Raw genomic sequence first — 26359 nt, 5'->3', positions numbered from 1 at the left:
AGTATTCGTTGAGGTTTGAAATGTATACGAAATCGGGAACTCAGGCTTATGCTCAGGTCGGCGTGGAAAGCGCCGTCCTGAGCGCCAGCCCGCATCAGCTTGTAGTACTGCTTTTTGATGGCGCGTTAAGCGCCATGAAAAGGGCTGCGATCCTGATTGAGCAGGGAGATATTCCCGGTAAAGGACAGGCGCTTTCAAAGGCTATTAATATCATTACCAACGGTTTGCGTGCAGGTCTTGACCATGAAGTCGGTGGCGAGATCGCCGCAAACCTGGACAGTCTTTATGACTATATGACACGACGTCTTTTACAGGCCAATCTCCACAATGACCTCTCCGCCATTGATGAAGTTTCAACGTTGCTCAACAACATTGCTGATGCCTGGAAAGAGATTGGCCCCAATAATCAAAACGCGCGGGACACTTACTAATGGAAGCAAATTTCGGGTTGCTCCACCACTATCAGCAGCTGTTGGTCACTAGCCGCACCATGCTTAACCTCGCGAAGGAAGGGCGTTGGGACGAACTCATTGAGCACGAGTTGAAATACATTACCGCTGTGGAGAAACTGACACAGTTCCAGGACATTAGTGAAGTCGCGCCTGAAATGCAGGCGCAAATTCGCCCGTTGCTACAGCAAATTCTGGAAAATGAAGTTTCACTCAAAGAACTGTTAAGCCAGCGAATGGACGAGCTGCGGACATTGGTTGGACAGACATCCCGACAACATAACCTGCATTCGACATATGGACGTCTCTCTGGAAACATTTTATTCCCCAATGAGATCTGATCTCATGCCCGGCGGGTGATGCAGGAACAGTCCATCACCCGCTACGGTTTTTGCCTTCCCCCTCTTCCCATTCTTATCTCCCGACAGATTACCCCGCCGATATGTGCGTAGCGGTTCGTCGTTTCTGAAATCTCAGCCATACTTCCAACGTCTCATTCAGGAGCACGGAAGATGAAAAACCCCACCCTGTTGCAAACGTTTCACTGGTACTCCCCTGATGGCGGCACACTCTGGCCGGAACTTCGCGCGCGCGCAGGTGCGCTGAATGACATGGGTATCAATATGGTCTGGCTTCCACCGGCGTACAAAGGTGCCGCAGGCGACCAATCGGTGGGTTATGACAGCTACGATTTATTCGATTTAGGTGAATTTGATCAGAAAGGCAGCGTCGCCACCAAATATGGGGATAAAGCACAACTGCTCGCCGCCATTGACGCCCTGCAGGCGAACGGTATCGCCGTGCTGCTGGATGTGGTGGTGAACCACAAAATGGGCGCCGATGAAAAAGAAGCGGTACGCGTGAACCGGGTCGATCAACAGGATCGTACACAAATTGACGGCGAGATTGTCGAATGCGAAGCCTGGACGCGCTTCACCTTCCCTACCCGCGCCGGGCAATATTCGCGATTTATCTGGGATTACAAATGCTTTAGCGGTGTCGATCATATCGAAAATCCAGACGAATACGGTGTATTTAAAATTGTTAACGACTATACCGGTGATGGCTGGAACGACCAGGTTGACGACGAGCTGGGCAACTTCGACTACCTGATGGGCGCCAATATCGATTTTCGTAACCATGCGGTGACGGAAGAGATCAAATACTGGGCGCGCTGGGTTATGGAGCAAACCCACTGCGACGGTTTTCGTCTGGACGCAGTAAAACACATTCCGGCCTGGTTCTATAAAGAGTGGATCGAGCATGTGCAGGAAGTGGCGCCTCGACCGCTGTTTATCGTTGCTGAATACTGGTCCCATGAAGTGGAAAAATTGCAGCAGTATATCGGCCAGGTTGAGGGTAAAACGATGCTCTTTGACGCGCCGCTACATATGAAATTTCACGAAGCCTCGCAACAGGGGCGCGATTACGATATGCGCCAGATCTTCGACGGAACACTGGTTGAAGCCGATCCGTTTCACGCGGTAACGCTGGTTGCCAATCACGACACGCAACCCCTGCAAGCCCTGGAAGCGCCGGTCGAAGCCTGGTTTAAACCGCTGGCCTATGCGCTGATCCTGCTGCGTGAAAATGGCGTGCCGTCAGTCTTTTACCCGGATCTGTTTGGCGCAAGCTACGACGACACCGGCGGCGATGGCGAAACCTACCACGTGGATATGCCAGTCATTGAAAATCTCGATCGGCTAATCCTCGCTCGCCAGCGTTTCGCCCACGGCGTGCAAACGCTGTGGTTTGATCACCCTAACTGCATTGCCTTTAGCCGCAGCGGCACCGAATGTGAGCCGGGTTGCGTGGTGGTGATGTCCAATGGCGACGAGGGAGAAAAGCCGCTGACGCTGGGGGAAAATTACGCCAATAAAGTATGGCGGGATTTTCTTGGCAACCGCGAGGAAACCATCACCACCGATGAATACGGTGAGGGAAGATTCACCTGTCATGGTGGGAGCGTCAGCGTGTGGGTCATTGAGGATGCGATATAAAAAAGCGCCGGGCAACATGCAGACCCGGCGTGCCATTTAGTGCGTAATCTTCAGCCCGGCTTTTGTTAAAGCGTCCTGGCATTCAACCGTGGGTTTATCGACGCGTTGCAATGTCAGACCATCAAACTCAAGCGTGTTACCTTCGCGCTCAAGGCGGTAAATGTCACGTTTTTGCGTCACGTTATACAGCTTGTCGCCATTACGCATCAGCTTGCCCGGAACGGCAATCACGCGCTGCCACTGGCGGCAATCGAGCGTATCACCCTCTTTTGTCACGATAAGGCTGGCGATGGCTTCCGGGCTCACCAGGCTGCTTTGTGGCCCGGAAGATTGCCAGTAACCCGCCAGCCCTGCTGGTGCGGGCTGTTTCACCACCGCATCGTAATTATCTACCTGGACGCAGCCGCTTAGCAGCATTACCGCGCCAATAATCACTCGCTTTTTCATTATTTATCCTGCTCGCGAAGAAAAAAATATTGTGGCATTAAAGCATTATCATCGCCACCCTTTCCCCCACCGCCTGCAAGTTTGATCTGTACCAGGTTTTTCGCCTTTTTTACGTTAGCTTGTCATCTCACCCGTGTATTATCCGGGTTCTTTTGCATTACCCGCTCCTTCTGAGTTCAGAGGCTCATTTTTATGTCATGGCAACAGTTCAAAGACCGCTTTTTGATTAAGTTCTGGTCTCCCGTCCCGGCGGTTATCGCTGCGGGCATCCTCTCCACCTACTATTTTGGTATCACCGGCACGTTCTGGGCGGTCACCGGCGAATTTACCCGCTGGGGCGGTCAGTTATTGCAACTGGCGGGTGTGCATACCGAAGAGTGGGGCTACTTCAAATTGATCCACCTTGACGGCACGCCACTCACCCGTATTGATGGCATGATGATCATTGGCATGTTCGGCGGGTGTTTCGCCGCCGCGCTGTGGGCGAACAACGTTAAACTGCGTTTACCACACAGCCGTATCCGCATCATGCAGGCGATTATCGGTGGGATGATTGCCGGTTTTGGCGCACGTCTGGCAATGGGTTGTAACCTCGCCGCCTTCTTTACCGGTATTCCACAGTTCTCGTTACACGCTTGGTTTTTTGCCATTGCCACCGCCATTGGCTCGTGGTTTGGCGCACGCTTCACGCTGCTACCGCTGTTTCGCATCCCAGTTAAAATGCAAAAAGTCTCAGCCGCCTCGCCGCTGACGCAAAAACCCGCGCAGGCAAAACGCCGTTTTCGCATCGGCATGCTGGTGTTCGTCGGCATGGTGGCCTGGGCGTTGCTGACGGCAATGAACCAGCCAAAATTAGGCCTGGCAATGCTGTTTGGTGTGGGTTTTGGTCTGCTTATCGAACGCGCGCAAATCTGTTTTACCTCGGCCTTCCGTGATATGTGGATCACCGGGCGCACAATGATGGCGAAAGCGATTATTTTCGGAATGGCGGCCAGCGCTATCGGCATCTTTAGTTATGTCCAGTTGGGCATGGAAGCCAAAATCATGTGGGCGGGTCCGAATGCGGTGATCGGCGGGTTGCTGTTCGGCTTTGGCATTGTACTGGCCGGCGGCTGTGAAACCGGCTGGATGTATCGCGCAGTAGAAGGTCAGGTGCATTACTGGTGGGTGGGGCTTGGTAACGTGATTGGCTCAACGATCCTGGCCTACTACTGGGATGATTTATCCCCTGCGCTGGCTACCAACTGGGACAAAATCAACCTGTTGAAAACTTTCGGTCCGCTGGGTGGACTGCTGGTCACTTATCTTTTGTTGCTGGCCGCTTTCTTGTTTGTCGTCGGCTGGGAAAAACGCTTCTTCCGCCGTGCCAACACGGCGACTACCGTTAAGGAGACAGCATGAACATTGTGCCCGATTACCGTCTTGATATGAGCGGCGAACCCTGCCCTTACCCGGCCGTTGCCACGCTTGAAGCGATGCCGCAGTTAAAAAAAGGCGAGATTCTGGAAGTGGTAAGCGACTGCCCGCAATCCATTAACAATATTCCGCTGGATGCGCGTAATCACGGTTATACCGTGCTGGATATTCAGCAAGATGGGCCGACGATCCGCTATTTGATACAAAAATAAGGTTTTACCTGTACTCACCCCCCAGGCTAACGATAAAATTAGGCGCTGTAATTACAATGGAATGCATTAGCCTGGGGGCGTTAATAAAATGAAATTAGCATTAATTGGTAATTGCCAACTTGAAGTTCTGGGAAATTTGATAATGAACGTCAGTGGGCTGCATGAAGGAAAGTTCGACGGCATTTTCAATATGCCTATTTATAAAGTTAACGAACATAATGACTTCATTAACTTCTATCACGAATTAGAACAGTGTGATTTCATTTTTATGCAGCATCATGCAGAAAAATGGGGACCGTTTTCAACCGCGGCCCTAAGCCAATTCTTTGATATCACCATGCTACCGACCATGGAATCCCGCATTTCAACCCCGCAGCTCGGGTACTATAAAGATAAAATCCCTGATTTTATGGTCTATGTCGATTACCGCATGCTGCATCTTTATCTCACTAATGTGAGTGTTCGAAACGTGATTGAAGTGTACCATTCGGTGCGTTTTTCCAATGAAAAACAAACGAATATGCTTAAAGAAGATGCGTTGAAATACCGTACACTATTTCAACAAGGCAAGCTTTACTTCGATTATTCTGAAGAGTATTTCCGCACCCTTTCCGCTAACCCGGATTGCTATTCAACGGTAAGCCACCCGGATAACTATAATCTCAGTTTGTTATTACAGGTGATTTATCACAAATCGCTGGGTATTAACGAGAGTTTCGATCTGCAGGGCAATGACCTGCTGAAAAATTATATTGCACCGAAAATAGGCTCCGGCGACAACTCGTATCATATGATGCGACCGACGGGCCTGGCGCTGGCCGGTAAAATTAATTATGCCTTTTTTGACAGCCAAAATCGGCATGCGCTCAAACAAGCGCTGGTCAACTCCTCTTATTATATTGGTTTGGAAGACCGCTACCAGAACCTATAATTGTCAGGCTGTTTTCCTGCTATAAAAAAGCCCTTAAAGGGCTTTTTTATTATGATTAAAAATCAAATCAACTGGCGGTGACAACAGAAAAATTCTCTGTGGCAGCAATAAGTGCAATATAAATCAAACCAAACCTGAGATAACGGAATATTAGTCGGTAATAAGGTGAATCTCACCGCCTTCATCCATAAACATACAGCGATTGCGTCCGGTCTGTTTTCCCCGATACATCGCCGCATCGGCTCTTTTTGCGACGACGCCAATAGACTCGCCTGCCCATGCCTGCGTCACGCCGATGGTCACCGTAATGTTAAGCGCTTTATCGTCACAGAGAATGGTTGTCGCTGCAACCGATTCACACAGGCGCAGCGCGGCCTGACACGCCTCTCTGTCCGAAGGGGCATGTAAAATAATGATGAACTCCTCACCGCCGTAGCGGTAAGCGGTGTCGCCCCCACGGATCCGATCGCGCAGTTGTTGCGCCAGCTCACGTAATACACCATCACCGACCAGATGCCCGTATGTATCATTCACATTTTTAAAACGATCGATATCAAGCAGCAGCATATATACATTCTGGTTTGATACTTCATTCAATTGCTGTTCAAATCTTTCGTCCAGCATCCTGCGGCCAGGCAATCCAGTTAATATATCTACACCACCACGCATCTTTAATAAATACGTTTTATAGGCGGTCACCGCTGCGGAAAATAAAGCAAGCCGATGCTTAAATTCTGAAAACTTATCCGTGTTTGTTTTTTTATCCCTAATCACCCCCATCAATTCACGACCACATTTATGCATTTGTGTGTGTGTCGCATCAATTGCCTGAAGGCAGCTGGATTCCTCCGGATTCGCGGGTTGACGCCCATCCAGCCAGCGACCAAAATGGCACAGGTGGTGCGCGTGTGTGTTAATGCTTTCCGACTGATCGATATTATTATTGACCACACAAGCGAACATATTGATTAACCAATCATAATGCGCGTCAACTGCCTTATTAAGATCAAAAAGAATATTATCAATTTGTTCCGTACTCCGATACATGATATTCCTCACCGCTGCGTTACAGGCGCTACAGTGTAAAAAACAAAATGTATATTTATGTCAATATAATAAAGAGAGCGCAATAATCAGATATTTCTTCGCAAGGAATATTTACGAAAGCGGGATTCACCCGCTTACTTATTCCTGGACATTTTAAAGCACGCTTATGATAAGACTCACCACATTCAGTCAGTTACCCAGACTCTGTTTTGCAACACCACACGATAGCCGTCATTGTCCTGCCAGCTCTTGCCTGAAATATCCCAGTAGGGGTTAAACGAGACGACTTCCGTAAACCCGGCTTTGCGCATAGCTTCACAGCGCGCAGCCCATTCAGCAGCATCCGGGTAATAGAGCACCAGCAAATCCTCTGCCGTCGCGGCAGGTTTCACCGGATGGTGATGACACAGGGTGAACTCAATGTGCCAGGGCGCAGAGTGATGCCCCACCATCACGCCGCTAAATCCATCGTGATCGGTAAAATCCGCAATTTTGCTCAGTTCAAGCGCGTCGCAATACATGCGGCAGGTCAGTTCAAGGTCGGTTACAGGGCGGGCGATTCTCATATGGGCAAACATTCGCAATCTGTCCTTCGGGTATCGTCAGTGGAAAACGGTAGGCATGACTTTATCCGCAACGGCAATGACTGATGTGATCGTCTGTGCCCACGCAAAGTGGTAGGGAGGGTGCGAAAAAATTGGGTAGGAAAGCGCGCGAAGCGCAAATAAAGAGAAAATAACCGCCTGAATGGTGGCTATCTTCCCGTTATTCGTGGTTATGCGTGAGCAAGGCTCACTACACCTGCATGTTCATGATATACATGTTTTTTTAATTAAATATTTCACATCATCCAGGAGCACATTAGTTAACGGTTATTTGCTTAATGTAAAAATTACACATTGCTTAGATCGTCTAATTTCAATGATACTGCTTTGCCCCATACAGCCCCATTAAACTATCTCGCCTCCATCATGAACCCCGTTTATGGTGTAAGTCAGTACGCTATGTATGGTGACGCCATCGAACCTACCGCCTTTAAACCCCACCTTCTTCAGTTATCAGCTCCCCATCCATTTAGCGAACTGTGCGCGTCCGTCGAAAAGCAAGTACGGTCTCACCGCTTGTTGGCTTTAATGTCGGGTGATAATGGCACAGCCACAGTACATATCGATAATTCTGCAATTGATAGCAATGTTGCAAAGCGCATCGACACTCATTGCCGGTTCAACGTGGTCTGCAACTTGTGATGAAAGCCCTGGTAGCAGCCCCTCCACATGTTTCTCAACATCCAGAGCCGGTTCTTGCCGAATTCAGGTGTCTTATCAACGAAGTCGCGTTGATATCGCTCTATCCAGTCGTTTGCATCATTCTCGCTGAAATGCCAGTTACGTTTGCGAAGCTCGCGCAGAAAATCGGCAGCTCACAAGCACTTATAGCCCTTTGGGATTGGCTGAACAGCAACAACGAATGCAGTGTGAATCTCGTAGTTGACATAAAAATTTTTAAATAAACAAAAATCGAACTACAAAAGAAGGATACATGTAGAGGTTTTTTGTCTTAAATTAATAAACCTTCATTAAATTTTTTATAAAAAAATTAATAAAATCAATAAATTACACCAAATCATCGTACACTCATATGTGGGTTTCTCATGTCCAGTTTAATTTTACAATAAGATATATTTAACATTAAAAATAAGACAACATTCAGATTATTAATCACCATTTAATAAAAAAAACTGTATAAATATGACTATCAGTATTTGCTATGGATATTATCCAAAGGAATATTTTTCTCAAAAGATGGACTTAATAAATGATGTTATCTATACAATATCTCAGAGGGATAGCTGCATTATTTGTATTTTTTTTCACACAGCGTTTGGTTTATTAATGGTTATTACGCTGAGCAGAACTTAGGCACCATGCTTTTTAGTCAACTTGCATTTGGTGTTGATCTGTTTTTTGTTATAAGTGGCTTCGTTATTTGCTTATCGTCTGAAAAAGAAACGTCTGCTCTTCATTTTATTATTAAGCGCGTTTTCAGAATATACCCCGTTATGATACTCTTGATCATAGCGCTTGCCATATATAGTGATCTTGAATTTAATTCTAAAAGCGTAGAGACTGTATTAAGAGCAATCATACCTCTTCACAAAGATTATGAAAGCAAACCTCCATTTTTTGGTTATAACTTCTATGGTCCTGCATGGACGCTTACTTACGAGATTTTTTTCTATTCAATATTTTCCATAACTTTTTTGTCAAAGAATAATAAATTAAGATGGCTGTATTGCTCTCTGCTTTGCCTGCTTTCCGTCTGTATAATCCAGTTTATTTTTAATGGTCATGTAACTCTGGTTAATTATAAGTCACTGGTCCCGACGATTCCTCATTTAACATGGTTGTTATCTATTGCATCGTCACCAATGCTGGTTGACTTTGTGTTCGGAATGATAGCATACGCACTTTATAAACACTTCCCAAGAAAATTCAATGGTGAATCTTTTAGGTATGGGCTTATTTTCTTAGTTTTACTTTCCTGTTTGATTATCCAGTCTGGGATAATGATGCCAAACCACAACCCAATGGATTTTGGCTTCCAATTTCTTCATGGCCCAAGAAAATGGGGGGTAGTTGCATTTGTGATAGTTGCATGCGCTGTGATATATGAGAAAAACTTCGGTTTAAACAGATATGGATCTCTTAAAAAACTTGGCGATATATCTTATTCATTTTATTTATTCCAATTATTTACATTTTCATTTATAACAAATTTTGGCAAGTCACATGGAATAACTGGTTTTAGTCAGGTTTTTTTTGCTCTTTTTATTAATATTGCTGCATCCTATCTTCTTTTTACCTTTGTGGAAAAACCTTCTATTAAAATAGCAAGGAAGATAATTAACAAGGTTTGAAATGCGCAGTTCGGCGATAAGTATCGCTGATCTTAGACAAGAGGCGGAAAACATGTTTTCCATGTTCACTTTCTATATAACTGCCCGACCATAAAAATCGGGCAATTTATTATTATGAAGGAAGAAAATCGGCAGAATAAGGAGAAACGGAGTTTATACCCGCAACATATTCCTTATATAAATCACCATCCTAATCCTCTACTTCCTGATTAGGTTATTTCACCTCATCCAGGACGCATGAAAAAATATAATTTTTGTTTTTTTTGGATCAGAATGCTGAACATTAACCATTCTTGTACCATGTACTCGGTAATAGTTATAGTTGCTGTTGGTGTACCGCCTGTTATGCTTGCAGACCAGTAAAATAGGTTGCTGAGTGAATATACTTAAGTCCGTATATTGAGTACCGAAGCTTTTAATGGCAGAAATGTTCTTGTTCCCAAGACAACGTATTTGATGAGCCACTCATGCCACCTGATACAGTTTGCTCTGATAAGGTTGTAGAAAGATAAAACTCACCACTACAAGATTTAGCGCCTGGTGGAACGATTCCAGAGATGCTTAAGGATGTAAAACTCAATAATAATGCTGATGTGCTGATTGCAGTTAGTTGTTCAATTGAAATTGAACGTTCTGACTGCACTGCTGGCAACAATAGGGAGCCACATGAGTTACCCAAAACGGAAGCGGGAACAGACAGGGTAATAAACCTGATTCAGCCAGCAATAGATGTACTGCAAAACCAGGCCGGAATGACCCGGCTCGGTAAGTAATATCAGATTGAAGTGAAGCTCAGGGAATATGGAAGGACAACTGTTCATCCCTGACCTTTTGTGTTTAACCCGCAGATCACATTGCATAACAGCCAGGCGGAGCATCATTACGCAGTGGGATCAATCAACCAGATGTGGGAAACCGCTATGCGCAGAGCTGGGATCCAGTATCGTGAAGCCTATCAGGCCAGACACACATACGTATGTTGATTGCTCATTGCAGGTGCAAATTCTAATTTTATCGCGAAAAAAATGGGGCATGCAGATGCCCAGATGGTGTACCGGGTATACGGGTCACTTATGACGGACAACAATCAGGATCAGATTGTCATCCTCAACCAGAAATTACCGGATTTGCCCCACCTATGCCCCATACGATAGACTCAGACTTGTAACAATCTGATAAATCATCGAGTTATGAACACTACACCTGCATGTTCATGATATCCTGGTATGCAGAAACCAGTTTGTTACGTACCTGAATGCCCATTTGCAACGAAATCGATGATTTCTGCAAATCGGTCATCACGTCGTTCAGCGCTACGCCCGGCTCACCGAGTGTAAATTTTTCCGCCTGAGTACGCGCTGCGTTTTGCGTATCGCTAATGCGATCCAGCGCAGCATGCAGTTGCCCGGCGAAGCTGATAGACGGTTCACTTTCCACGCTCTGATTACGCGCAATTCCGGCAGTTGCCTGCAACTGACTGACGACGCTTTCAATGCCCTGTATAGCCATGGTAAATCCCCGGATGGTTTGATACCTGACAAGGTTAACAGCTTGTCAATGGGATAATGGCGGTAAATAGCGACAAAAAACCAGGTTATTTGAGGCATAGAAAATTCGGATTCATCAAATAATGACACTGCCAGTTAATGGACATTTGTCGAGTTTGCCGACCCGGGAGTCTGTTTTGTTTCTCAACTCAAATAACAACATCCACCCAGAGTTACGAGGTGCGCAATGAGTGCGACTGCAACAACTGCACCGCAGAATAAATCTCTTGAGTGGCTTAACCGCTTACGCGCGAACCCCAAAATTCCTCTCATGGTGGCCGCTGCAGCAGCGGTTGCCATTGTTGTTGCGATGGTACTGTGGGCGAAAAGCCCGGACTATCGCACGCTTTATAGCAACCTGTCCGATCAGGACGGCGGCGCTATCGTCACCCAATTGACGCAGATGAACGTCCCCTACCGCTTTGCTGACGGTAGCGGTGCTATTGAAGTTCCCGCCGATAAAGTCCAGGAGTTGCGCCTGAAACTGGCTCAGCAGGGTCTGCCGAAAGGCGGTGCTGTGGGCTTTGAATTGCTGGATCAGGAAAAATTCGGTATCAGCCAGTTCAGCGAACAAGTGAACTACCAGCGTGCGCTGGAAGGTGAACTGGCGCGCACCATCGAAGCACTCGGCCCGGTAAAAGGCGCACGCGTTCACCTCGCGATGCCAAAACCGTCGCTGTTCGTGCGTGAGCAGAAAGCCCCTTCTGCGTCCGTAACGGTGAATTTACAACCGGGACGCGCTCTGGATGACGGCCAGATCAGCGCCGTGGTACACCTCGTTTCCAGCGCGGTGGCAGGTTTGCCGCCGGGTAACGTGACCGTTGTCGATCAGAGCGGTCGTCTGTTGACCCAATCCGGCGTTGCCGGTCGTGATCTGAATGATGCACAACTGAAATACACCGCCGACGTTGAAGGTCGTATCCAGCGTCGTATCGAAGCGATCCTTGGGCCTATCGTGGGTAACGGCAACGTTCACGCGCAGGTAACGGCGAAACTAGACTTTGCGAATAAAGAGCAGACCGAAGAGCAATACACGCCAAACGGCGGCGATCCGTCGCAGGCCGTGCTGCGTTCACGTCAGGTAAACAGCAGCGAGCAGATTGGCGGCCAGTATCCTGGCGGCGTTCCGGGTGCGCTGTCGAACCAGCCTGCCCCGGCGAATGCTGCACCGATCACCACGCCTGCGGCCAATCAGCAGAACGGTCAGCAGAACGGTCAGCAGAATCAAAATGCGCAGGGTCAGCAAGGTACGAGCACGGCAAGCACCACTACCGGGCCGCGTAACACCACGCATAACGAAACGAATAACTACGAAGTCGACCGTACGATTCGCCACACCAAAATGAATGTCGGCGATATCGAGCGCCTCTCTGTGGCGGTGGTGGTCAACTATCGTTCGCTGCCGGGTGGCAAAACCGCCGCGCTGACAGCCGACCAGATTAAACAGATTGAAGATTTGACTCGCGAAGCGATGGGTTACACCGAAAAACGCGGTGACACCCTGAACGTCGTCAACTCGCCGTTCAACGCAACGGACGATCTCGGTGGTCAGCTCCCGTTCTGGCAACAGCAGTCGTTTATCGAACAGCTGATGTCCGCAGGTCGCTGGTTGCTGGTGCTCATCGTGGCGTGGCTGCTGTGGCGTAAAGCGGTTCGTCCGCAGCTGGTACGCCGCCAGGAAGAGGCGAAAGCCCTGCAGGAAGCGCAACAGGCCAGAGCGGAAATCGAAGAATCGGTGGAAGTTCGCCTCAGCAAAGACGAACAGAACCAGCAGCGTCGCTCTAACCAGCGCCTGAGCGCCGAGGTGATGAGCCAGCGTATTCGCGAAATGTCAGATAACGATCCGCGCGTCGTGGCGCTGGTCATTCGCCAGTGGATGAGTAACGAACATGAGCAATAATCTTTCCGGAACGGACAAAAGCGTCATCCTGCTGATGACCATTGGCGAAGATCGCGCGGCTGAGGTGTTCAAACACCTCTCCGCCCGCGAAGTCCAGCACTTGAGTACCGCGATGGCCAGCGTACGTCAGATCTCAAACAAACAGCTGATGGACGTGTTGCAGGAGTTCGAGAACGAAGCGGAACAATTCGCGGCGCTGAACATCAACGCCAACGACTACCTGCGTTCGGTGCTGGTCAAAGCCCTCGGCGAAGAGCGTGCCTCCAGCCTGCTGGAAGATATTCTCGAAACGCGCGATACCACCAGCGGCATCGAAACGCTCAACTTTATGGAGCCGCAGAGCGCCGCCGACCTTATCCGCGACGAACACCCGCAGATCATCGCCACTATCCTTGTGCACCTCAAACGTTCTCAGGCGGCGGATATCCTTGCGCTGTTTGATGAGCGTATGCGTCACGATGTGATGCTGCGTATCGCCACCTTCGGCGGCGTACAGCCTGCCGCACTGGCGGAGCTGACCGAAGTGCTGAACAACCTGCTCGACGGCCAGAACCTCAAACGCAGCAAAATGGGCGGCGTGAGAACCGCGGCGGAAATCATCAACCTGATGAAAACGCAGCAGGAAGAAGCCGTTATTACCGCCGTTCGCGAGTTCGACGGCGAGCTGGCGCAAAAAATTATCGACGAGATGTTCCTGTTCGAAAACCTGGTGGATGTGGACGACCGCAGCATCCAGCGCCTGCTGCAGGAAGTGGATTCCGAATCCCTGCTGGTTGCCCTCAAAGGCGCCGAGCCGCCGTTGCGCGAGAAGTTCCTGCGCAACATGTCACAGCGTGCGGCAGATATCCTGCGCGACGACCTGGCCAACCGTGGGCCGGTGCGTCTGTCTCAGGTGGAAAACGAACAGAAAGCCATCCTGCTCATCGTTCGCCGTCTGGCGGAGACCGGCGAGATGGTAATTGGTAGCGGCGAGGATACCTATGTCTAATGAATTGCCGTGGAAAGTCTGGAAGCCGGACGATCTGGCTCTCCCGCTGGCCGCCGAGTTCGCTCCCCTGCTGACGAAAGAGTCTTCGTCAGCGGATGAAGCGGACGGCGAAGAAGACGAGATATCAGAGGAGCAAAAGCTGCAACAGCAGCTGGCGCAGATCCAGATGCAGGCGCACGACGCCGGGTATAACGCCGGTCTGGCGGAAGGCCGCAAAGCGGGACACGACGTCGGCTACCAGGAAGGTCTGGCGCAGGGGCGCGAAGATGGCCTGAACCAGGCGCGCCAGCAACAGGCGCCAATCCATGCGCGTATGCAGCAGCTGGTCAGCGAATTCCAGTACACGCTGGATGCGCTGGACAGCGTTATCGCCTCGCGTCTGATGCAGATGGCGCTGGAAGCCGCGCGTCAGGTGTTAGGCCAGGTGCCGGTTGTTGATAACAGCGCACTGATTAAGCAGATCCAGCATTTAATTCAGCAGGAACCGCTGTTCAGCGGGAAACCGCAATTGCGCGTGCATCCGGACGATTTGCAGCGCGTGGAAGAGATGCTTGGCGCAACTCTCAGTCTCCACGGCTGGCGTTTGCGTGGCGACCCGACCCTCCATCCGGGCGGGTGCAAAGTGTCCGCCGATGAAGGCGATCTCGACGCCAGCGTAGCAACACGCTGGCAGGAACTGTGCCGTCTGGCGGCGCCGGGAGTAGTTTAATGACCGCACGTTTGACCCGCTGGCTAACGACGCTGGACAACTTTGAAGTCAAGATGGCGCAACTGCCCTCTGTGCGCCGTTATGGTCGACTGACCCGTGCGACAGGGCTGGTGCTGGAAGCCACCGGCCTGCAACTGCCGCTGGGCGCGACCTGCATTATTGAGCGTCAGGACGGTGTCGAAACACGCGAAGTCGAATGCGAAGTGGTTGGCTTCAACGGCCAGCGCCTGTTTTTGATGCCGCTGGAAGAAGTCGAAGGTATTTTGCCTGGCGCGCGCGTGTATGCCCGTAGCGTGTTAGGTGATGGTTTGCAAAGCGGAAAACAACTGCCGCTCGGCCCTGCCCTGCTTGGCCGCGTGCTGGATGGCGGCGGCAAGCCGCTCGATGGTCTGCCCGCACCAGAAACCGGTGAAACCGGGGCGCTGGTCACGCAGCCGTTTAACCCTTTACAACGTACGGCGATTGAGCATGTGCTCGATACCGGCGTACGCGCCATTAACGCGCTGCTGACCGTCGGTCGTGGTCAGCGTATGGGCCTGTTCGCCGGTTCCGGCGTCGGTAAAAGCGTGTTGTTAGGCATGATGGCCCGTTATACCCAGGCCGACGTTATCGTCGTCGGGCTGATTGGTGAACGTGGCCGCGAAGTAAAAGATTTTATCGAGAACATCCTTGGCGCAGAAGGCCGCGCACGTTCGGTGGTGATTGCCGCCCCGGCAGACGTTTCTCCTTTATTGCGTATGCAGGGCGCTGCGTACGCGACGCGCATTGCTGAAGATTTCCGCGACCGCGGTCAGCATGTGCTTCTGATCATGGACTCCCTGACGCGTTATGCCATGGCGCAGCGTGAAATCGCGCTGGCAATTGGCGAACCGCCAGCGACGAAAGGTTATCCCCCTTCTGTCTTCGCCAAATTACCGGCGCTGGTGGAACGCGCGGGGAACGGTATTCACGGCGGCGGTTCGATCACCGCGTTTTATACCGTTCTGACCGAAGGGGATGACCAGCAAGATCCGATCGCTGACTCCGCACGAGCCATTCTTGATGGGCACATTGTCTTGTCCCGCCGTCTGGCGGAAGCCGGTCACTACCCGGCCATTGACATTGAAGCCTCTATCAGCCGTGCGATGACAGCGTTAATTACGGAACAACATTACGCCAGAGTCCGGAACTTTAAACAGTTGCTGTCGAGCTTCCAACGTAACCGCGATCTGGTAAGCGTTGGCGCATATGCGCGCGGTAGCGACCCAATGCTGGATAAAGCCATTGCATTGTGGCCACACCTGGAAGCCTTCCTGCAGCAAGGCATTTTTGAACGTGCCGGGTGGGAAGATTCAATACAGGCATTAGAGCTGATCTTCCCGACAGTCTAAGGTAGTGGAGAGCTGACTTATGACGCAAAACAGCGCATTAACGACGCTAAAGGATTTGGCAGAAAAAGAAGTTGACGACGCCGCCCTGAAACTGGGTGAGATGCGCCGCGGCTGCCAGCAAGCGGAAGAGCAATTAAAGATGCTGATTGAATATCAGCATGAGTATCGCAGCAGTCTGAATAACAACATGAGCCAGGGGATCGATAACCAACGCTGGCAGAATTATCAGCAATTTATTCAGACGCTGGAAAAAGCGATTGAGCAGCACCGTCAGCAGTTAGCGCAGTGGAATGAAAAAGTCGATAGTGCCCTGGGTAGCTGGCGTGAAAAGAAACAACGTTTACAAGCCTGGCAAACCTTGCAGGACCGACAAAGCGCCGCGGCGTTACTGGCGGAAAACCGTCTCGATCAGAAAAAAATGGATGAATTTGCACAGCGCGCGTCCCTGAGGAAAATAGAATGATCAACTTGTCAAAACTGTTAATGACAGAGTCCGATGCCACCACCGGTGTGCAAGCCGGCAAAAGCGGCGGCGATTCTGCACAAGATTTCCTCGCTCTGCTGACGGGTGCAATGACCGGCGGCCAGGGACAGGAGAGCGATGCGCCGATTACGCTCGTCGATCTACAAGCAGCGGCCCTGAGCGGCAAGCTGGCGAAAGGCAACCTGGCGGCAACCGCAGCTACCGGCGAAGAGACGCAGGCACAAACCCCGGCGCAAAAACTGGCAGAGCTGCTGGCGCGTCAGAGTGCGAAAAGCGATCTGACTGCATCAGCAGCAAGCGACGCTGACGTGCAAAAACTGTTTTCTGGCCTGACGCCTGCGGCGAAAACCGATGTGCTGGCCGCGTTAAGCAAAACGGCCAAAGCGGGTGATAGCGAAAACAAAACCGATTTAAGTGATGAAGAGCTGGCAGGTTTAAGCGCGCTGATGGCGATGCTGCCGCATCAACAAGCCGCGCAGTTAAACAACGCCAGCGCACAACCTGCCAGTGCAACCGGCGGCGTTGATGTCGCTAAAGCAGCGAACCGCGCACTGAATACCAGTTCGCTTACGGCAGATACCGATTTACCGCGCGGCAGTGCGAAAAATGACACCGCTGCCGGTACCACGCCGTTCCATGTAGCGGATGATGCCCAGCAGACGGCGGTGCTCGCCTCCTCTTCTGCGGCGGTGAAGAAAGATAATGACAATGCGCTGCAAACCACTAATACCACTGCCAGCATCGCGCCGGTGACTACCACCGCCAGCGCCGCGCAGGCCAGCACGCCCGTTGCCGCACCGGTGATCAGCGCCCCGCTGGGCAGCCATGAGTGGCAGCAAAATATCAGCCAGCATGTCACGCTCTTTACCCGCCAGGGCCAGCAGAGCGCGGAGCTGCGTCTGCATCCGGAAGATCTGGGTCAGGTTCAGATTTCTATTAAGCTCGAAGATAACCAGGCGCAGTTGCAGATGGTGTCAGCGCACAGCCATGTTCGCCAGGCACTGGAAGCGGCGCTGCCGATGCTGCGTACGTCGCTTGCAGAAAACGGCATTCAACTGGGTCAGAGCAATATCAGCAGTGAGTCTTTTGCCGGTCAGCAGCAGCAACAGCAGGCCTCTCAACAGCAACAACAGGCTTCCCGTTCGGGCGCAGGCGATCTGTTTGGCACCGATGATGGCGACGCGTTAGTCGCCCCGGCGAGCCTGCAATCTGCGGCTCGTGGCAACGGCGCAGTCGACATCTTTGCCTAAACGCCAGAGGTAGCATGATTATCCCCGTCTTTTCCACCCTTTGACGGGAGCAGGACACGGGATAATCAGCTCATAAGCAGTATTAACAGGAAGCCCGTAACAGATGACTGACTCCGCTATTAACAAAAAACGTAAGCGCTCTATCTGGATCCCGCTGCTGGTGTTAATCACACTCGCAGCTTGCGCCACCGCTGGCTATAGTTACTGGCGTATGCAACAGAAACCTGCGGCTAACGCAAAAGTGGAAGCGCCTCCTCCGCCTGCGCCGGTTTTCTTCGCTCTCGACACCTTCACTGTGAATCTGGGCGATGCTGACCGTGTGTTGTATGTCGGTATCACACTGCGTCTGAAAGATGACGCTACGCGCGCCAGACTTAGCGAATATCTGCCGGAAGTACGCAGCCGCTTGTTGATGTTGTTCTCACGTCAGGACGCAGCACAGCTTGCAACCAACGAAGGCAAGCAGAACCTTGCTACCGCGATTAAAGAGACGATCGCAACGCCGTTAGTGCCAGGACAGCCGAAGCAGGAAGTCACTGACGTTCTTTATACAGCTTTCATTTTGCGGTAAAGACATGGGCGATAGCATTCTTTCTCAGGCCGAAATCGATGCGCTGCTCAACGGAGACAGCGATAAGAGTGATGATCCGCAACCGGGTATGGGTGGCGATAGCGATATTCGCCCCTATGACCCCAATACCCAGCGCCGCGTGGTGCGTGAGCGTCTGCAAGCGCTGGAGATCATCAACGAGCGTTTTGCGCGTCAGTTCCGTATGGGGTTGTTTAACTTGCTGCGTCGTAGCCCGGATATCACCGTCGGCGCGATCCGCATTCAGCCCTATCATGAGTTTGCGCGTAACTTACCCGTTCCGACCAACCTTAACTTGATCCACCTGAAACCACTGCGCGGCACCGGCCTGTTTGTTTTCTCGCCAAGCCTGGTGTTTATCGCCGTGGATAACTTGTTCGGTGGCGACGGGCGTTTTCCAACGAAAGTGGAAGGCCGTGAATTTACGCACACTGAACAGCGCGTCATCAACCGCATGCTGAAGCTGGCGCTTGAAGCCTACAGTGACGCGTGGAAGGCGATTCACCCGCTGGACGTGGAATATGTGCGTTCAGAGATGCAGGTGAAATTTACCAACATCACAACATCGCCAAACGACATTGTTGTGAACACGCCGTTCCATGTTGAAATCGGCAACCTGACGGGTGAGTTCAATATCTGTCTGCCGTTTAGCATGATCGAACCGCTGCGCGAAACGCTGGTTAACCCGCCGCTGGAAAACTCCCGTAATGAAGACCAGAACTGGCGTGACAACCTGGTGCGTCAGGTTCAGCACTCTGAACTGAATTTGATTGCCAATTTCGCGGATATTCCCCTGCGCCTGTCGCAGATACTTAAGCTCCAACCCGGCGATGTGCTGCCGATTGATAAACCCGATCGCATTATCGCTCATGTGGACGGCGTACCAGTGCTAACGAGCCAGTATGGTACGGTCAACGGACAATATGCGTTACGTGTAGAGCACTTGATAAACCCGATTTTGAATTCGCTGAATGAGGAACAGCCCAAATGAGTGATATGAACAATCCGTCCGATGAGAACAGCGGAGCACTGGACGATCTGTGGGCTGACGCGTTGAACGAACAAAAAACCACTCCCGCGACGAAAAGCGCGGCCGATGCCGTGTTCCAGCAACTCGGCGGTGGTGATGTTGGCGGCACTCTCCAGGATATCGACCTGATTATGGATATCCCGGTCAAATTGACCGTGGAACTGGGTCGTACGCGTATGACAATTAAAGAGCTGCTGCGTTTGACGCAGGGTTCCGTGGTGGCACTTGACGGGCTGGCGGGCGAACCGCTGGATATCCTGATCAACGGTTATCTGATTGCTCAGGGTGAAGTGGTGGTCGTTGCGGATAAATACGGCGTACGTATCACCGATATCATCACCCCTTCCGAGCGTATGCGTCGTTTGAGCCGCTGAGTCGAGAATGAAAACACAGGCCACGGTTTCCCAACCGTCTGCCCTTTCCGGTTCGCCACTGTTGCAGGTCAGTGGCGCACTGTTTGGCATGATCGCGTTAATTCTGATTATCGCGTGGCTCGCCAAACGCCTTGGCCTCGGCGGCAAAACCGCCAGTGGCCGGGGTTTAAAAGTGACCGCCAGCACCACGGTTGGCCCGCGCGAACGCGTGGTGATCGTGGATGTTGAAGATGCACGCCTGGTGCTGGGCGTTACGCCCACCAACATCAATCTGTTGCACAAACTTCCTCCCGCACCCGCAGAAAGTGAAGACGTGAACGTGAAAAATGTGGATTTCCAGACCGTGATGAAGAATTTGCTTAAGCGTTCCGGGAGATCCTGATGCGCCGTTTGTTCTCTTTTGCGCTGGCCGGATTATGGCTGGTTGCCCCTGCGGCATTTGCACAACTTCCGGGTTTGATTAGCCAGCCGATAGCCGGTGGTGGCCAGAGCTGGTCGCTGCCGGTGCAGACGCTGGTATTTATTACCTCGCTCACCTTCCTGCCCGCCATTTTGCTGATGATGACCAGCTTTACCCGCATCATCATTGTCTTCGGCCTGCTGCGAAACGCGCTGGGAACACCGTCTGCGCCGCCGAACCAGGTGCTGCTTGGGCTGGCGCTGTTTTTGACCTTTTTTATTATGTCGCCGGTGATCGATAAGATTTATACCGACGCCTATCAGCCGTTTAGCGAGAATAAAATCTCTGTCGATGTGGCGCTGGAACGCGGCGCACAACCGCTGCGTGAATTTATGCTCCGTCAGACGCGCGAAGCCGATTTGGCGCTGTTTGCCCGTCTCTCTAATAGCCCGCCGATTCAGGGGCCGGAAGCCGTATCAATGCGTATTCTGCTACCCGCTTATGTCACCAGCGAGCTGAAAACCGCATTCCAGATTGGTTTTACGATCTTTATTCCGTTCCTGATTATCGATCTGGTGATCGCCAGCGTCCTGATGGCGCTCGGGATGATGATGGTACCGCCCGCAACCATTGCCCTGCCGTTCAAACTCATGCTGTTCGTGCTGGTAGATGGCTGGCAGTTACTGGTCAGCTCGCTCGCCCAGAGCTTTTACAGTTAGGAGTAAGCCATGACACCAGAATCGGTCATGATGATGGGCACCGAGGCGATGAAAGTCGCACTCGCGCTCGCTGCCCCACTGCTGCTGGTTGCGCTGGTCACAGGCCTGGTTATCAGTATTTTGCAGGCGGCGACGCAGATCAACGAAATGACGCTCTCCTTTATCCCGAAAATCATCGCCGTGTTTGTCACGATTGTGGTTGCCGGGCCGTGGATGCTGAATTTACTGCTTGATTACATGCGCACCCTGTTCAACAACATTCCTTATATCATCGGGTAAGCCGACTTATGTTGAACGTCACCAGCGATCAGTGGCTACATTGGATCAGTATGTATTTCTGGCCACTGCTGCGCGTGATGGCGTTAATTATGACCGCACCGATCCTCAGCGAATCACGTATTCCGCGTCGGATAAAAGTGGGGCTGGGTATTGTGATTACTATCGTGATCGCCCCCACCTTGCCGCCAACGCCGGATGTACCAGTATTTGCGCCAGCGGCACTTTGGCTGGCGCTGCAGCAGATCCTGATTGGCGTCGCGCTCGGTTTTACGATGCAGTTCGCCTTTGCGACTATTCGTACCGCCGGTGAGCTGATTGGCTTGCAAATGGGCCTCTCTTTCGCCACCTTTGTCGACCCCACCAGCCACTTAAACATGCCGGTGCTGGCGCGCATCCTCGATATGCTGGCGCTGCTGCTGTTCCTCACGTTTAACGGGCATTTGTGGTTAATCTCGATGCTGGTCGATACCTTCCACACCCTGCCGATTGGCGGTAACCCGGTAAACAGCAATGCGTACCTGGCGCTCACGCGTGCAGCGGGCATGATCTTCCTCAATGGGTTGATGCTGGCGTTACCGGTTATTACTTTACTGCTGACCATTAACCTTTCCCTGGGTTTACTGAACCGCATGGCACCACAATTGTCGGTGTTCGTGATTGGTTTTCCCGTTACGTTAAGCGTTGGGATTTTACTGATGGCGGCAATGATGTCGTTAATCGCCCCTTATTGTGAGCGATTATTCAGTGAGATTTTCAACCTGTTAGCTGATATTGTTAGCGAACTTCCACAGAATAGTAATCCCTGATTTTTGTAATGCCTTTCTGAGGATATTCCTAAAGTTAAATTTGCAAAACATCCCCCACCATATATCTGGCGCGGCTTATTTGTTTTTAGCCTTCTCACAGAACGCAACATTTACTTTACTTTAAGATGATTCCTGGCAAATTATACCTAACTTTACGGGATAGTGGGTTCGCCTGAAGTTTCGCGTCGTACTTCAGTAATATAAGTTTTTCCTGTATGGCTTCTGAAGCTTCTGGCGGGTGGTGAATTATCGTTACGCATTGAGTGAGGGTATGCCATGTCAACGATTATTATGGATTTATGCAGTTATACCCGGTTGGGATTAACAGGGTATCTGACAAGCCGGGGGGTTAAAAAACGAGATATCAACGACATCCAGACTGTTGATGAACTCGAATCAGCTTGCGCCACACTCCAGCCAACCGTGGTGTTTATTAATGAGGACTGCTTTATTCATGACCCAAGCAGCAGTCAACACATTAAGCAAGTCATTAATCAGCATCCCCGTACACTTTTTATTGTGTTTATGGCTATCGCCAATATCCACTTTGACGAATATCTTTTGGTTCGCAAAAACTTATTGATTAGTTCTAAATCAATCAAGCCTGAGTCGCTGGATAATATTCTGGGAGATTGTCTCAACAAAGAGAAAAAAAGCGTTGGGACCATTAACTTACCAACACTTTCACTGAGTCGTACCGAGTCAAGCATGTTGAAAATGTGGATGTCCGGGCAGGATACGATTCAAATTTCCGACCAGATGAATATTAAAGCGAAAACGGTATCATCACATAAGGGTAATATTAAAAGAAAAATTAAAACGCATAATAAGCAGGTTATATATCATGTAGTGCGGCTAACAGATAATGTTACCACTGGTATATTTGTTAATATGCGTTGAAGAAATTTTTTCTATTCACCCTCCAGGCGGAGGGCGAAATATTAATCTGCACGTTCTACAAATACGCCGTCCGGGTGGTCTTTTTCATTAAAAAACCAAATCCCGAGCGGGTAATCTTCCAGTGAGACCAGGTACATCGTACCTTCATTAAACGCTTCGACAGCCAATACCACCCCCGGACGGCGTGGACCCCCGTCCGTTTTGACCGTAACCCGATCGTTAACCTTCATAAGTACCCTCCTCTCGCATTTACGCCAGTGTAGAACAAAACCGTTGCCCTGACAGCGTGCCTGCGTTTAGCTGGCGATTTTTTCTACCGACTATACTTAACACTGCATTTATGAAGGAGGTGACGGCGTGAAAACAGTCAAAGAGTATAGCGAGACCGCAAAGCGGGACGTGCATATAGATGTCGATGCCCTGCTGGCTGCGATTAACGAAATCAGCGAAAGTGAAGTGCATCGCGTCGATGACGAAGATGGCCAGCGCGTGAGCGTTGATGGCCGGGAATATCATACCTGGCGGGAACTGGCGGAAGCATTTGAACTGGACGTGCATGACTTCAGTATTACGGAGGCGAATCGCTGAAGAAAACATCCCGGCCGCCGAAACGGCCGGGACAAACTTGCTCTCGCAAGAAGCACTTAAAATTCGTACACCAGGGAATCTGATGTGGGGACAACTCTATAGATAAAACAGACTTAAGACAAGAAATATCTATAAATCAATGAATTAGCACATACAACTGTATTCTACTGCATACAATGCGCGACAAAAGTCTCCCGACTCATACTGCCAAAGGAGCTCACTATGCCGAGCCTGGACGACCCATTACTGATCTTTACAGACATAGAAGGAACACTGCTGGATAGCCACACGGGTGAATGGCAACCTGCTGCCCAGTGGCTTGCGCGCCTGCGCCAGCGGCAAATACCCGTGATCCTCTGTAGCAGCAAAACGGCGGCAGAAATGGTAGCTGTGCAAAACATGCTGCAACTGCAGGGCCTGCCCTTCATCGCCGAAAACGGTGCGGTGATTCAGTTAGATGAGCATTGGCAAGATCACGACGACTACCCACGGATTATTACCGGTTCCCCCCATGCCGAAATCGCCCGCGTGCTGACCCAATTACGTCTGAGCAATGGCTGGAAATTCACCACTTTTACAGAGCTGGATGAACATGTGCTGGCAGAGTTAACGGGTCTTACGCCTGCGCAGGCTAACCTCGCTAAGTTGCAGGAAGCCTCTGAAACGCTGATCTGGCGCGACAGCGATGAGCGCATGAACGCCTTTGATATTGCGCTGGCGCAACTGGGCTTGCGTGTTGTTCAGGGGGCACGATTCTGGCATGTACTCGATGAGCGCGGCGGAAAAGATCAGGCCGTAAACTGGCTGACGCGGCAATATCGCCATTACCTGGGTAAACGCGCCGTCACGGTCGGGCTGGGTGATGGACCAAACGATGCGCCGCTACTCGATAACGTTGAGTACGCCGTGGTGGTAAAAGGTCTTAATCGCCAGGGCGTAACGCTGCGCCAGGATAGCCCGCCACGGGTATATCATACGCAACAAGAGGGAGCGGCGGGCTGGCGCGAAGGCCTCGATCACCTGTTTGGGATCACATCTACTGAACAGACTTGATTGCGACCGCTGTTTTTTGCCAGGTATAAGCGGCTATCGGCAATGGATTGCAGGTATTCAAAATCGTAATTGCCGCTTTCCTGCGCAGCGCTGACGCCGAGTGAGACAGTAATGCGCAACGTCGTACGCTTGTGGATCAGGATCTCTTTACTTTCAATGCGCGAACGGATGTGTTCGGCAACCTGTACCGCCTGCTCAAGCGTGCTGTCCGGCAATAAAATACAGAACTCTTCGCCGCCGACGCGACCGGCGACATCCTGCTCTCTGATGGAACTGCTGATAAGCCCGGCGGCGTGGGATAACACCAAATCACCGGCCTGATGACCGAACTGGTCGTTGACGCCCTTAAAATGGTCAATATCAAGCTGAATGATCGCGAAGGGTCGCCCCTGTACCCGCGCCTCTTCAGATAACACTTTCGCCTGCTCAAAGAACGATCCCCGATTATAAAGACGCGTCAGCGGGTCAAACCACGCCTGCCATTGCAGTGTATGTTGCATGCTATACAAGTTGGTCACCATTCTGCGGATCACCACCCAGGAAAAGAGCAGCATGCCGGTAAACAGCACCCACAGCAGCGAGAGCGCAATGCTGATACGCCCGAAATCCCCGGAAAGGCCTTCACGCAAAGAGTGAACACGCAGCAGGACGCCACCAAAATGTTTAAGCTTTTGCCAGCTCACATAACGGGTACCCAGATGCAGGCCACCGACGGTATCGTGCGCCATGTCGGCTTGTAGCTTAGCGATCTCATCCTGATTAAACTCGCCACTGGCATCCTGTAGTGATTGCGTACTGATAAGCAGGCGGAAATGATTATCGTAAAGCTGATATTCCCCACCATCTTGCTGGAGTTGTTCATCAATCAGTAACGGCTTAATTGCACTCAGCGGAAAGCTCATTACCAGCACGCCGTACCAGTAATGCTGGTAATCGAGCGGCACACTGGCAGCGACAAAACTGTTATGTTCCGGGTTGGTTAAAAGCGTGAACCAGCGAACGCCACGCGCACGATTTTCCTGTTGCTGTTGGCCGCTAAACCATGGGCGCGTTAATAAGCGGTAGTAGGTAGAAATAATGTCCTGCTCGCGATCCACAGCGCGTGTGGAGAGGAAAAAACCGGCGCGTGAGAAATAATAAGCCTGACGCGGCAACATGGCGGCCTCAGAGGAGAGGCGAAACAGATACCCAAGCTCCATCGCCGCCATGAGTTCGTCGTGTAAACGTTCCTCGTCGCGACGCAGCAGCCCACTCTGTTCAACTAAAGAATCAGAAACGCCGTAAATAGGCAGCGTCCGGCTATTATCCAGACCAATCTGCCAGTACGGTAAGGCGCGTTTACGATCAAACTCGCCCTGCACGGAATTTAATGCCTCAAATCCCAACGGCTTTTGCAGTGCGGCCTGCATACCATTTCGGAAAAAAAGTAACCGGTCTACGCCGACCTGAATCTGCATATCCAGAGCATTACTGACGTTTCCCAGCGCGCTACGCTGGCTGGCGACATAAGCCCCCTGCAGCACAATGACTTCGCGCCACGTCAGGAGCGTTGAACACACCATCACGATCACAAAGCAAAGGTTTACCACCTGAGCCGGAACAAAATAGCGCTGCAGTTGTTTAAACGACCTGGGCTGTTTTACGACACGGTTCTGCCGCACACGGGCTCCCTGAGATTTCTGTGAATGCTCTTTCGCCCCGCTCGCGTGTAATCCGGCAATAAAAACGCCCAGCAATGCCGGGCGTTTTTGTGGTTACGCTTCTTCGTGGATCCGCCGCCTGTTGCCAGGCATTAGCTCATCTTCACGAAAGGCTTCCCGTTTGACGCCGTAGCCGTCATACCAGCGGCACTCAACCATACCGCTGGCATAACCGGTAACAATCATGAGCGGACCACCCTTTTTACTCTGCACTTCATCGCTGACCAAAAAGACCATTCTTGCCTCCGGTATCA

The 26359-nt window shown here is 51.0% G+C and carries 31 protein-coding genes and 1 pseudogene; 25 read left to right on the top strand and 7 right to left on the bottom strand.

Annotated elements, in window-relative coordinates; translation table 11 throughout:
- The first annotated feature begins 20 nt into the window (after positions 1 to 20).
- The 3 genes from fliS to amyA all read left to right on the top strand — a co-directional run bounded on the left by fliS (position 21) and on the right by amyA (position 2449).
- Entirely contained in the window at positions 21 to 431 is a 411-nt protein-coding gene (gene fliS, locus JKP81_RS03410; RefSeq protein WP_017458358.1) for a flagellar export chaperone FliS, read from the top strand.
- Positions 431 to 790 carry a flagella biosynthesis regulatory protein FliT gene (gene fliT / locus JKP81_RS03405; protein WP_200550596.1) on the top strand — a complete coding sequence of 120 codons (360 nt, stop codon included), beginning with the start codon at positions 431 to 433 and terminating at the stop codon, positions 788 to 790. Before fliS ends, fliT begins: the two co-directional genes overlap by 1 nt.
- Before the next feature lie 171 nt (positions 791 to 961).
- The gene (amyA, locus tag JKP81_RS03400; RefSeq protein ID WP_200550595.1) at positions 962 to 2449 is read left to right on the top strand and encodes an alpha-amylase; all 1488 of its coding nucleotides are present in this window, start codon (positions 962 to 964) and stop codon (positions 2447 to 2449) included.
- A gap of 36 nt (positions 2450 to 2485) precedes the next feature.
- Here the strand turns inward: amyA and yedD are convergent, their stop codons facing one another.
- On the bottom strand, positions 2486 to 2896 hold the full coding sequence (gene yedD, locus JKP81_RS03395) for a lipoprotein YedD (protein WP_200550594.1): 411 nt from the start codon (positions 2894 to 2896) through the stop codon (positions 2486 to 2488).
- Between the two features lie 192 nt (positions 2897 to 3088).
- On the opposite strand from yedD, the gene yedE reads away from it, so the two are divergent.
- The 3 genes from yedE to JKP81_RS03380 all read left to right on the top strand — a co-directional run bounded on the left by yedE (position 3089) and on the right by JKP81_RS03380 (position 5455).
- Positions 3089 to 4297: a selenium metabolism membrane protein YedE/FdhT gene (yedE, locus tag JKP81_RS03390; RefSeq protein ID WP_200550593.1), complete on the top strand. Its 1209-nt coding sequence runs from the start codon at positions 3089 to 3091 to the stop codon at positions 4295 to 4297.
- Positions 4294 to 4524, top strand: coding sequence for a sulfurtransferase-like selenium metabolism protein YedF (yedF, locus tag JKP81_RS03385; protein ID WP_035890239.1), 231 nt, complete (start codon positions 4294 to 4296; stop codon positions 4522 to 4524). The genes yedE and yedF overlap by 4 nt, the downstream gene beginning before the upstream one ends.
- Positions 4525 to 4612: 88 nt before the next feature.
- A complete protein-coding gene (locus JKP81_RS03380; RefSeq protein ID WP_200550592.1) occupies positions 4613 to 5455 on the top strand; it encodes a WcbI family polysaccharide biosynthesis putative acetyltransferase in 843 nt (280 codons plus the stop codon).
- A 150-nt stretch (positions 5456 to 5605) separates the two neighbouring features.
- On the opposite strand, the gene JKP81_RS03375 is transcribed toward JKP81_RS03380, so the two are convergent.
- Both JKP81_RS03375 and JKP81_RS03370 read right to left on the bottom strand, forming a co-directional pair.
- On the bottom strand, positions 5606 to 6502 hold the full coding sequence (locus JKP81_RS03375) for a diguanylate cyclase (protein ID WP_200550591.1): 897 nt from the start codon (positions 6500 to 6502) through the stop codon (positions 5606 to 5608).
- 185 nt (positions 6503 to 6687) lie between these two features.
- Positions 6688 to 7080: a VOC family protein gene (locus JKP81_RS03370; protein WP_200550590.1), complete on the bottom strand. Its 393-nt coding sequence runs from the start codon at positions 7078 to 7080 to the stop codon at positions 6688 to 6690.
- Positions 7081 to 7748: 668 nt separating this feature from the next.
- Here JKP81_RS03370 and JKP81_RS23745 point away from each other — a divergent pair.
- The 3 genes and pseudogenes from JKP81_RS23745 to JKP81_RS03355 form a co-directional block, all read left to right on the top strand.
- A complete protein-coding gene (locus tag JKP81_RS23745; protein WP_200550589.1) occupies positions 7749 to 8012 on the top strand; it encodes a hypothetical protein in 264 nt (87 codons plus the stop codon).
- 348 nt (positions 8013 to 8360) lie between these two features.
- Positions 8361 to 9419, top strand: a complete 1059-nt coding sequence (locus JKP81_RS03360) for an acyltransferase (RefSeq protein ID WP_200550588.1) — start codon at positions 8361 to 8363, stop codon at positions 9417 to 9419.
- Positions 9420 to 10090: 671 nt separating this feature from the next.
- Positions 10091 to 10587: pseudogene (locus JKP81_RS03355) on the top strand (tyrosine-type recombinase/integrase); the annotation flags it as partial.
- 29 nt (positions 10588 to 10616) lie between these two features.
- Here the strand turns inward: JKP81_RS03355 and fliE are convergent.
- Positions 10617 to 10928: a flagellar hook-basal body complex protein FliE gene (fliE, locus tag JKP81_RS03350; RefSeq protein WP_017458367.1), complete on the bottom strand. Its 312-nt coding sequence runs from the start codon at positions 10926 to 10928 to the stop codon at positions 10617 to 10619.
- A gap of 225 nt (positions 10929 to 11153) precedes the next feature.
- Between fliE and fliF the strand changes: the two genes are divergently transcribed.
- The 14 genes from fliF (at position 11154) to rcsA (ending at position 22764) form a co-directional block, all read left to right on the top strand.
- Complete coding sequence (fliF, locus tag JKP81_RS03345; RefSeq protein WP_200550587.1) at positions 11154 to 12866, top strand: flagellar basal-body MS-ring/collar protein FliF; 1713 nt, start codon at positions 11154 to 11156, stop codon at positions 12864 to 12866.
- The gene (gene fliG / locus JKP81_RS03340; RefSeq protein ID WP_017458369.1) at positions 12856 to 13854 is read left to right on the top strand and encodes a flagellar motor switch protein FliG; all 999 of its coding nucleotides are present in this window, start codon (positions 12856 to 12858) and stop codon (positions 13852 to 13854) included. The genes fliF and fliG overlap by 11 nt, the downstream gene beginning before the upstream one ends.
- Positions 13847 to 14563: a flagellar assembly protein FliH gene (gene fliH, locus JKP81_RS03335; RefSeq protein ID WP_017458370.1), complete on the top strand. Its 717-nt coding sequence runs from the start codon at positions 13847 to 13849 to the stop codon at positions 14561 to 14563. Before fliG ends, fliH begins: the two co-directional genes overlap by 8 nt.
- The gene (gene fliI, locus JKP81_RS03330) at positions 14563 to 15933 is read left to right on the top strand and encodes a flagellar protein export ATPase FliI (protein ID WP_200550586.1); all 1371 of its coding nucleotides are present in this window, start codon (positions 14563 to 14565) and stop codon (positions 15931 to 15933) included. The genes fliH and fliI overlap by 1 nt, the downstream gene beginning before the upstream one ends.
- Positions 15934 to 15952: 19 nt before the next feature.
- Positions 15953 to 16396 carry a flagellar export protein FliJ gene (fliJ, locus tag JKP81_RS03325; protein WP_017458372.1) on the top strand — a complete coding sequence of 148 codons (444 nt, stop codon included), beginning with the start codon at positions 15953 to 15955 and terminating at the stop codon, positions 16394 to 16396.
- The gene (gene fliK, locus JKP81_RS03320; RefSeq protein WP_200550585.1) at positions 16393 to 17667 is read left to right on the top strand and encodes a flagellar hook length control protein FliK; all 1275 of its coding nucleotides are present in this window, start codon (positions 16393 to 16395) and stop codon (positions 17665 to 17667) included. The genes fliJ and fliK overlap by 4 nt, the downstream gene beginning before the upstream one ends.
- Positions 17668 to 17770: 103 nt before the next feature.
- Positions 17771 to 18238 (top strand): flagellar basal body-associated protein FliL, encoded by a 468-nt coding sequence (gene fliL / locus JKP81_RS03315; protein ID WP_017458374.1) that lies wholly within the window; start codon positions 17771 to 17773, stop codon positions 18236 to 18238.
- A 4-nt stretch (positions 18239 to 18242) separates the two neighbouring features.
- Positions 18243 to 19247 (top strand): flagellar motor switch protein FliM, encoded by a 1005-nt coding sequence (gene fliM / locus JKP81_RS03310; RefSeq protein WP_017458375.1) that lies wholly within the window; start codon positions 18243 to 18245, stop codon positions 19245 to 19247.
- Positions 19244 to 19660, top strand: a complete 417-nt coding sequence (gene fliN, locus JKP81_RS03305; protein ID WP_020454200.1) for a flagellar motor switch protein FliN — start codon at positions 19244 to 19246, stop codon at positions 19658 to 19660. The genes fliM and fliN overlap by 4 nt, the downstream gene beginning before the upstream one ends.
- 7 nt (positions 19661 to 19667) lie before the next feature.
- On the top strand, positions 19668 to 20042 hold the full coding sequence (gene fliO, locus JKP81_RS03300) for a flagellar biosynthetic protein FliO (protein WP_017458377.1): 375 nt from the start codon (positions 19668 to 19670) through the stop codon (positions 20040 to 20042).
- Entirely contained in the window at positions 20042 to 20779 is a 738-nt protein-coding gene (gene fliP / locus JKP81_RS03295; protein ID WP_017458378.1) for a flagellar type III secretion system pore protein FliP, read from the top strand. The genes fliO and fliP overlap by 1 nt, the downstream gene beginning before the upstream one ends.
- Before the next feature lie 9 nt (positions 20780 to 20788).
- The gene (gene fliQ, locus JKP81_RS03290) at positions 20789 to 21058 is read left to right on the top strand and encodes a flagellar biosynthesis protein FliQ (protein WP_017458379.1); all 270 of its coding nucleotides are present in this window, start codon (positions 20789 to 20791) and stop codon (positions 21056 to 21058) included.
- A gap of 8 nt (positions 21059 to 21066) precedes the next feature.
- On the top strand, positions 21067 to 21864 hold the full coding sequence (fliR, locus tag JKP81_RS03285; RefSeq protein ID WP_200550584.1) for a flagellar biosynthetic protein FliR: 798 nt from the start codon (positions 21067 to 21069) through the stop codon (positions 21862 to 21864).
- Between the two features lie 276 nt (positions 21865 to 22140).
- Positions 22141 to 22764: a transcriptional regulator RcsA gene (rcsA, locus tag JKP81_RS03280; RefSeq protein ID WP_017458381.1), complete on the top strand. Its 624-nt coding sequence runs from the start codon at positions 22141 to 22143 to the stop codon at positions 22762 to 22764.
- A gap of 41 nt (positions 22765 to 22805) precedes the next feature.
- On the opposite strand, the gene dsrB is transcribed toward rcsA, so the two are convergent.
- On the bottom strand, positions 22806 to 22994 hold the full coding sequence (gene dsrB / locus JKP81_RS03275; RefSeq protein WP_017458382.1) for a protein DsrB: 189 nt from the start codon (positions 22992 to 22994) through the stop codon (positions 22806 to 22808).
- A 127-nt stretch (positions 22995 to 23121) separates the two neighbouring features.
- On the opposite strand from dsrB, the gene yodD reads away from it, so the two are divergent.
- Together yodD and JKP81_RS03265 are read left to right on the top strand one after the other, a co-directional pair.
- A complete protein-coding gene (gene yodD, locus JKP81_RS03270) occupies positions 23122 to 23352 on the top strand; it encodes a YodD family peroxide/acid resistance protein (protein ID WP_017458383.1) in 231 nt (76 codons plus the stop codon).
- A 222-nt stretch (positions 23353 to 23574) separates the two neighbouring features.
- Positions 23575 to 24405: a mannosyl-3-phosphoglycerate phosphatase-related protein gene (locus JKP81_RS03265; protein ID WP_200550583.1), complete on the top strand. Its 831-nt coding sequence runs from the start codon at positions 23575 to 23577 to the stop codon at positions 24403 to 24405.
- Here the strand turns inward: JKP81_RS03265 and dgcQ are convergent.
- Entirely contained in the window at positions 24369 to 26066 is a 1698-nt protein-coding gene (gene dgcQ, locus JKP81_RS03260) for a cellulose biosynthesis regulator diguanylate cyclase DgcQ (RefSeq protein WP_200550582.1), read from the bottom strand. The genes JKP81_RS03265 and dgcQ overlap by 37 nt on opposite strands.
- Positions 26067 to 26159: 93 nt before the next feature.
- Positions 26160 to 26342, bottom strand: a complete 183-nt coding sequence (locus JKP81_RS03255) for a YodC family protein (protein ID WP_017458386.1) — start codon at positions 26340 to 26342, stop codon at positions 26160 to 26162.
- Between the last annotated feature and the right edge of the window lie 17 nt (positions 26343 to 26359).

This window comes from Kosakonia sp. LAM2021 (genome assembly GCF_016620385.1).
GTDB lineage: Bacteria > Pseudomonadota > Gammaproteobacteria > Enterobacterales > Enterobacteriaceae > Kosakonia > Kosakonia sacchari.
The sequence above is the reverse complement of the archived record's forward strand: the minus strand, read 5'-3'. Positions and strand labels throughout refer to the sequence as shown.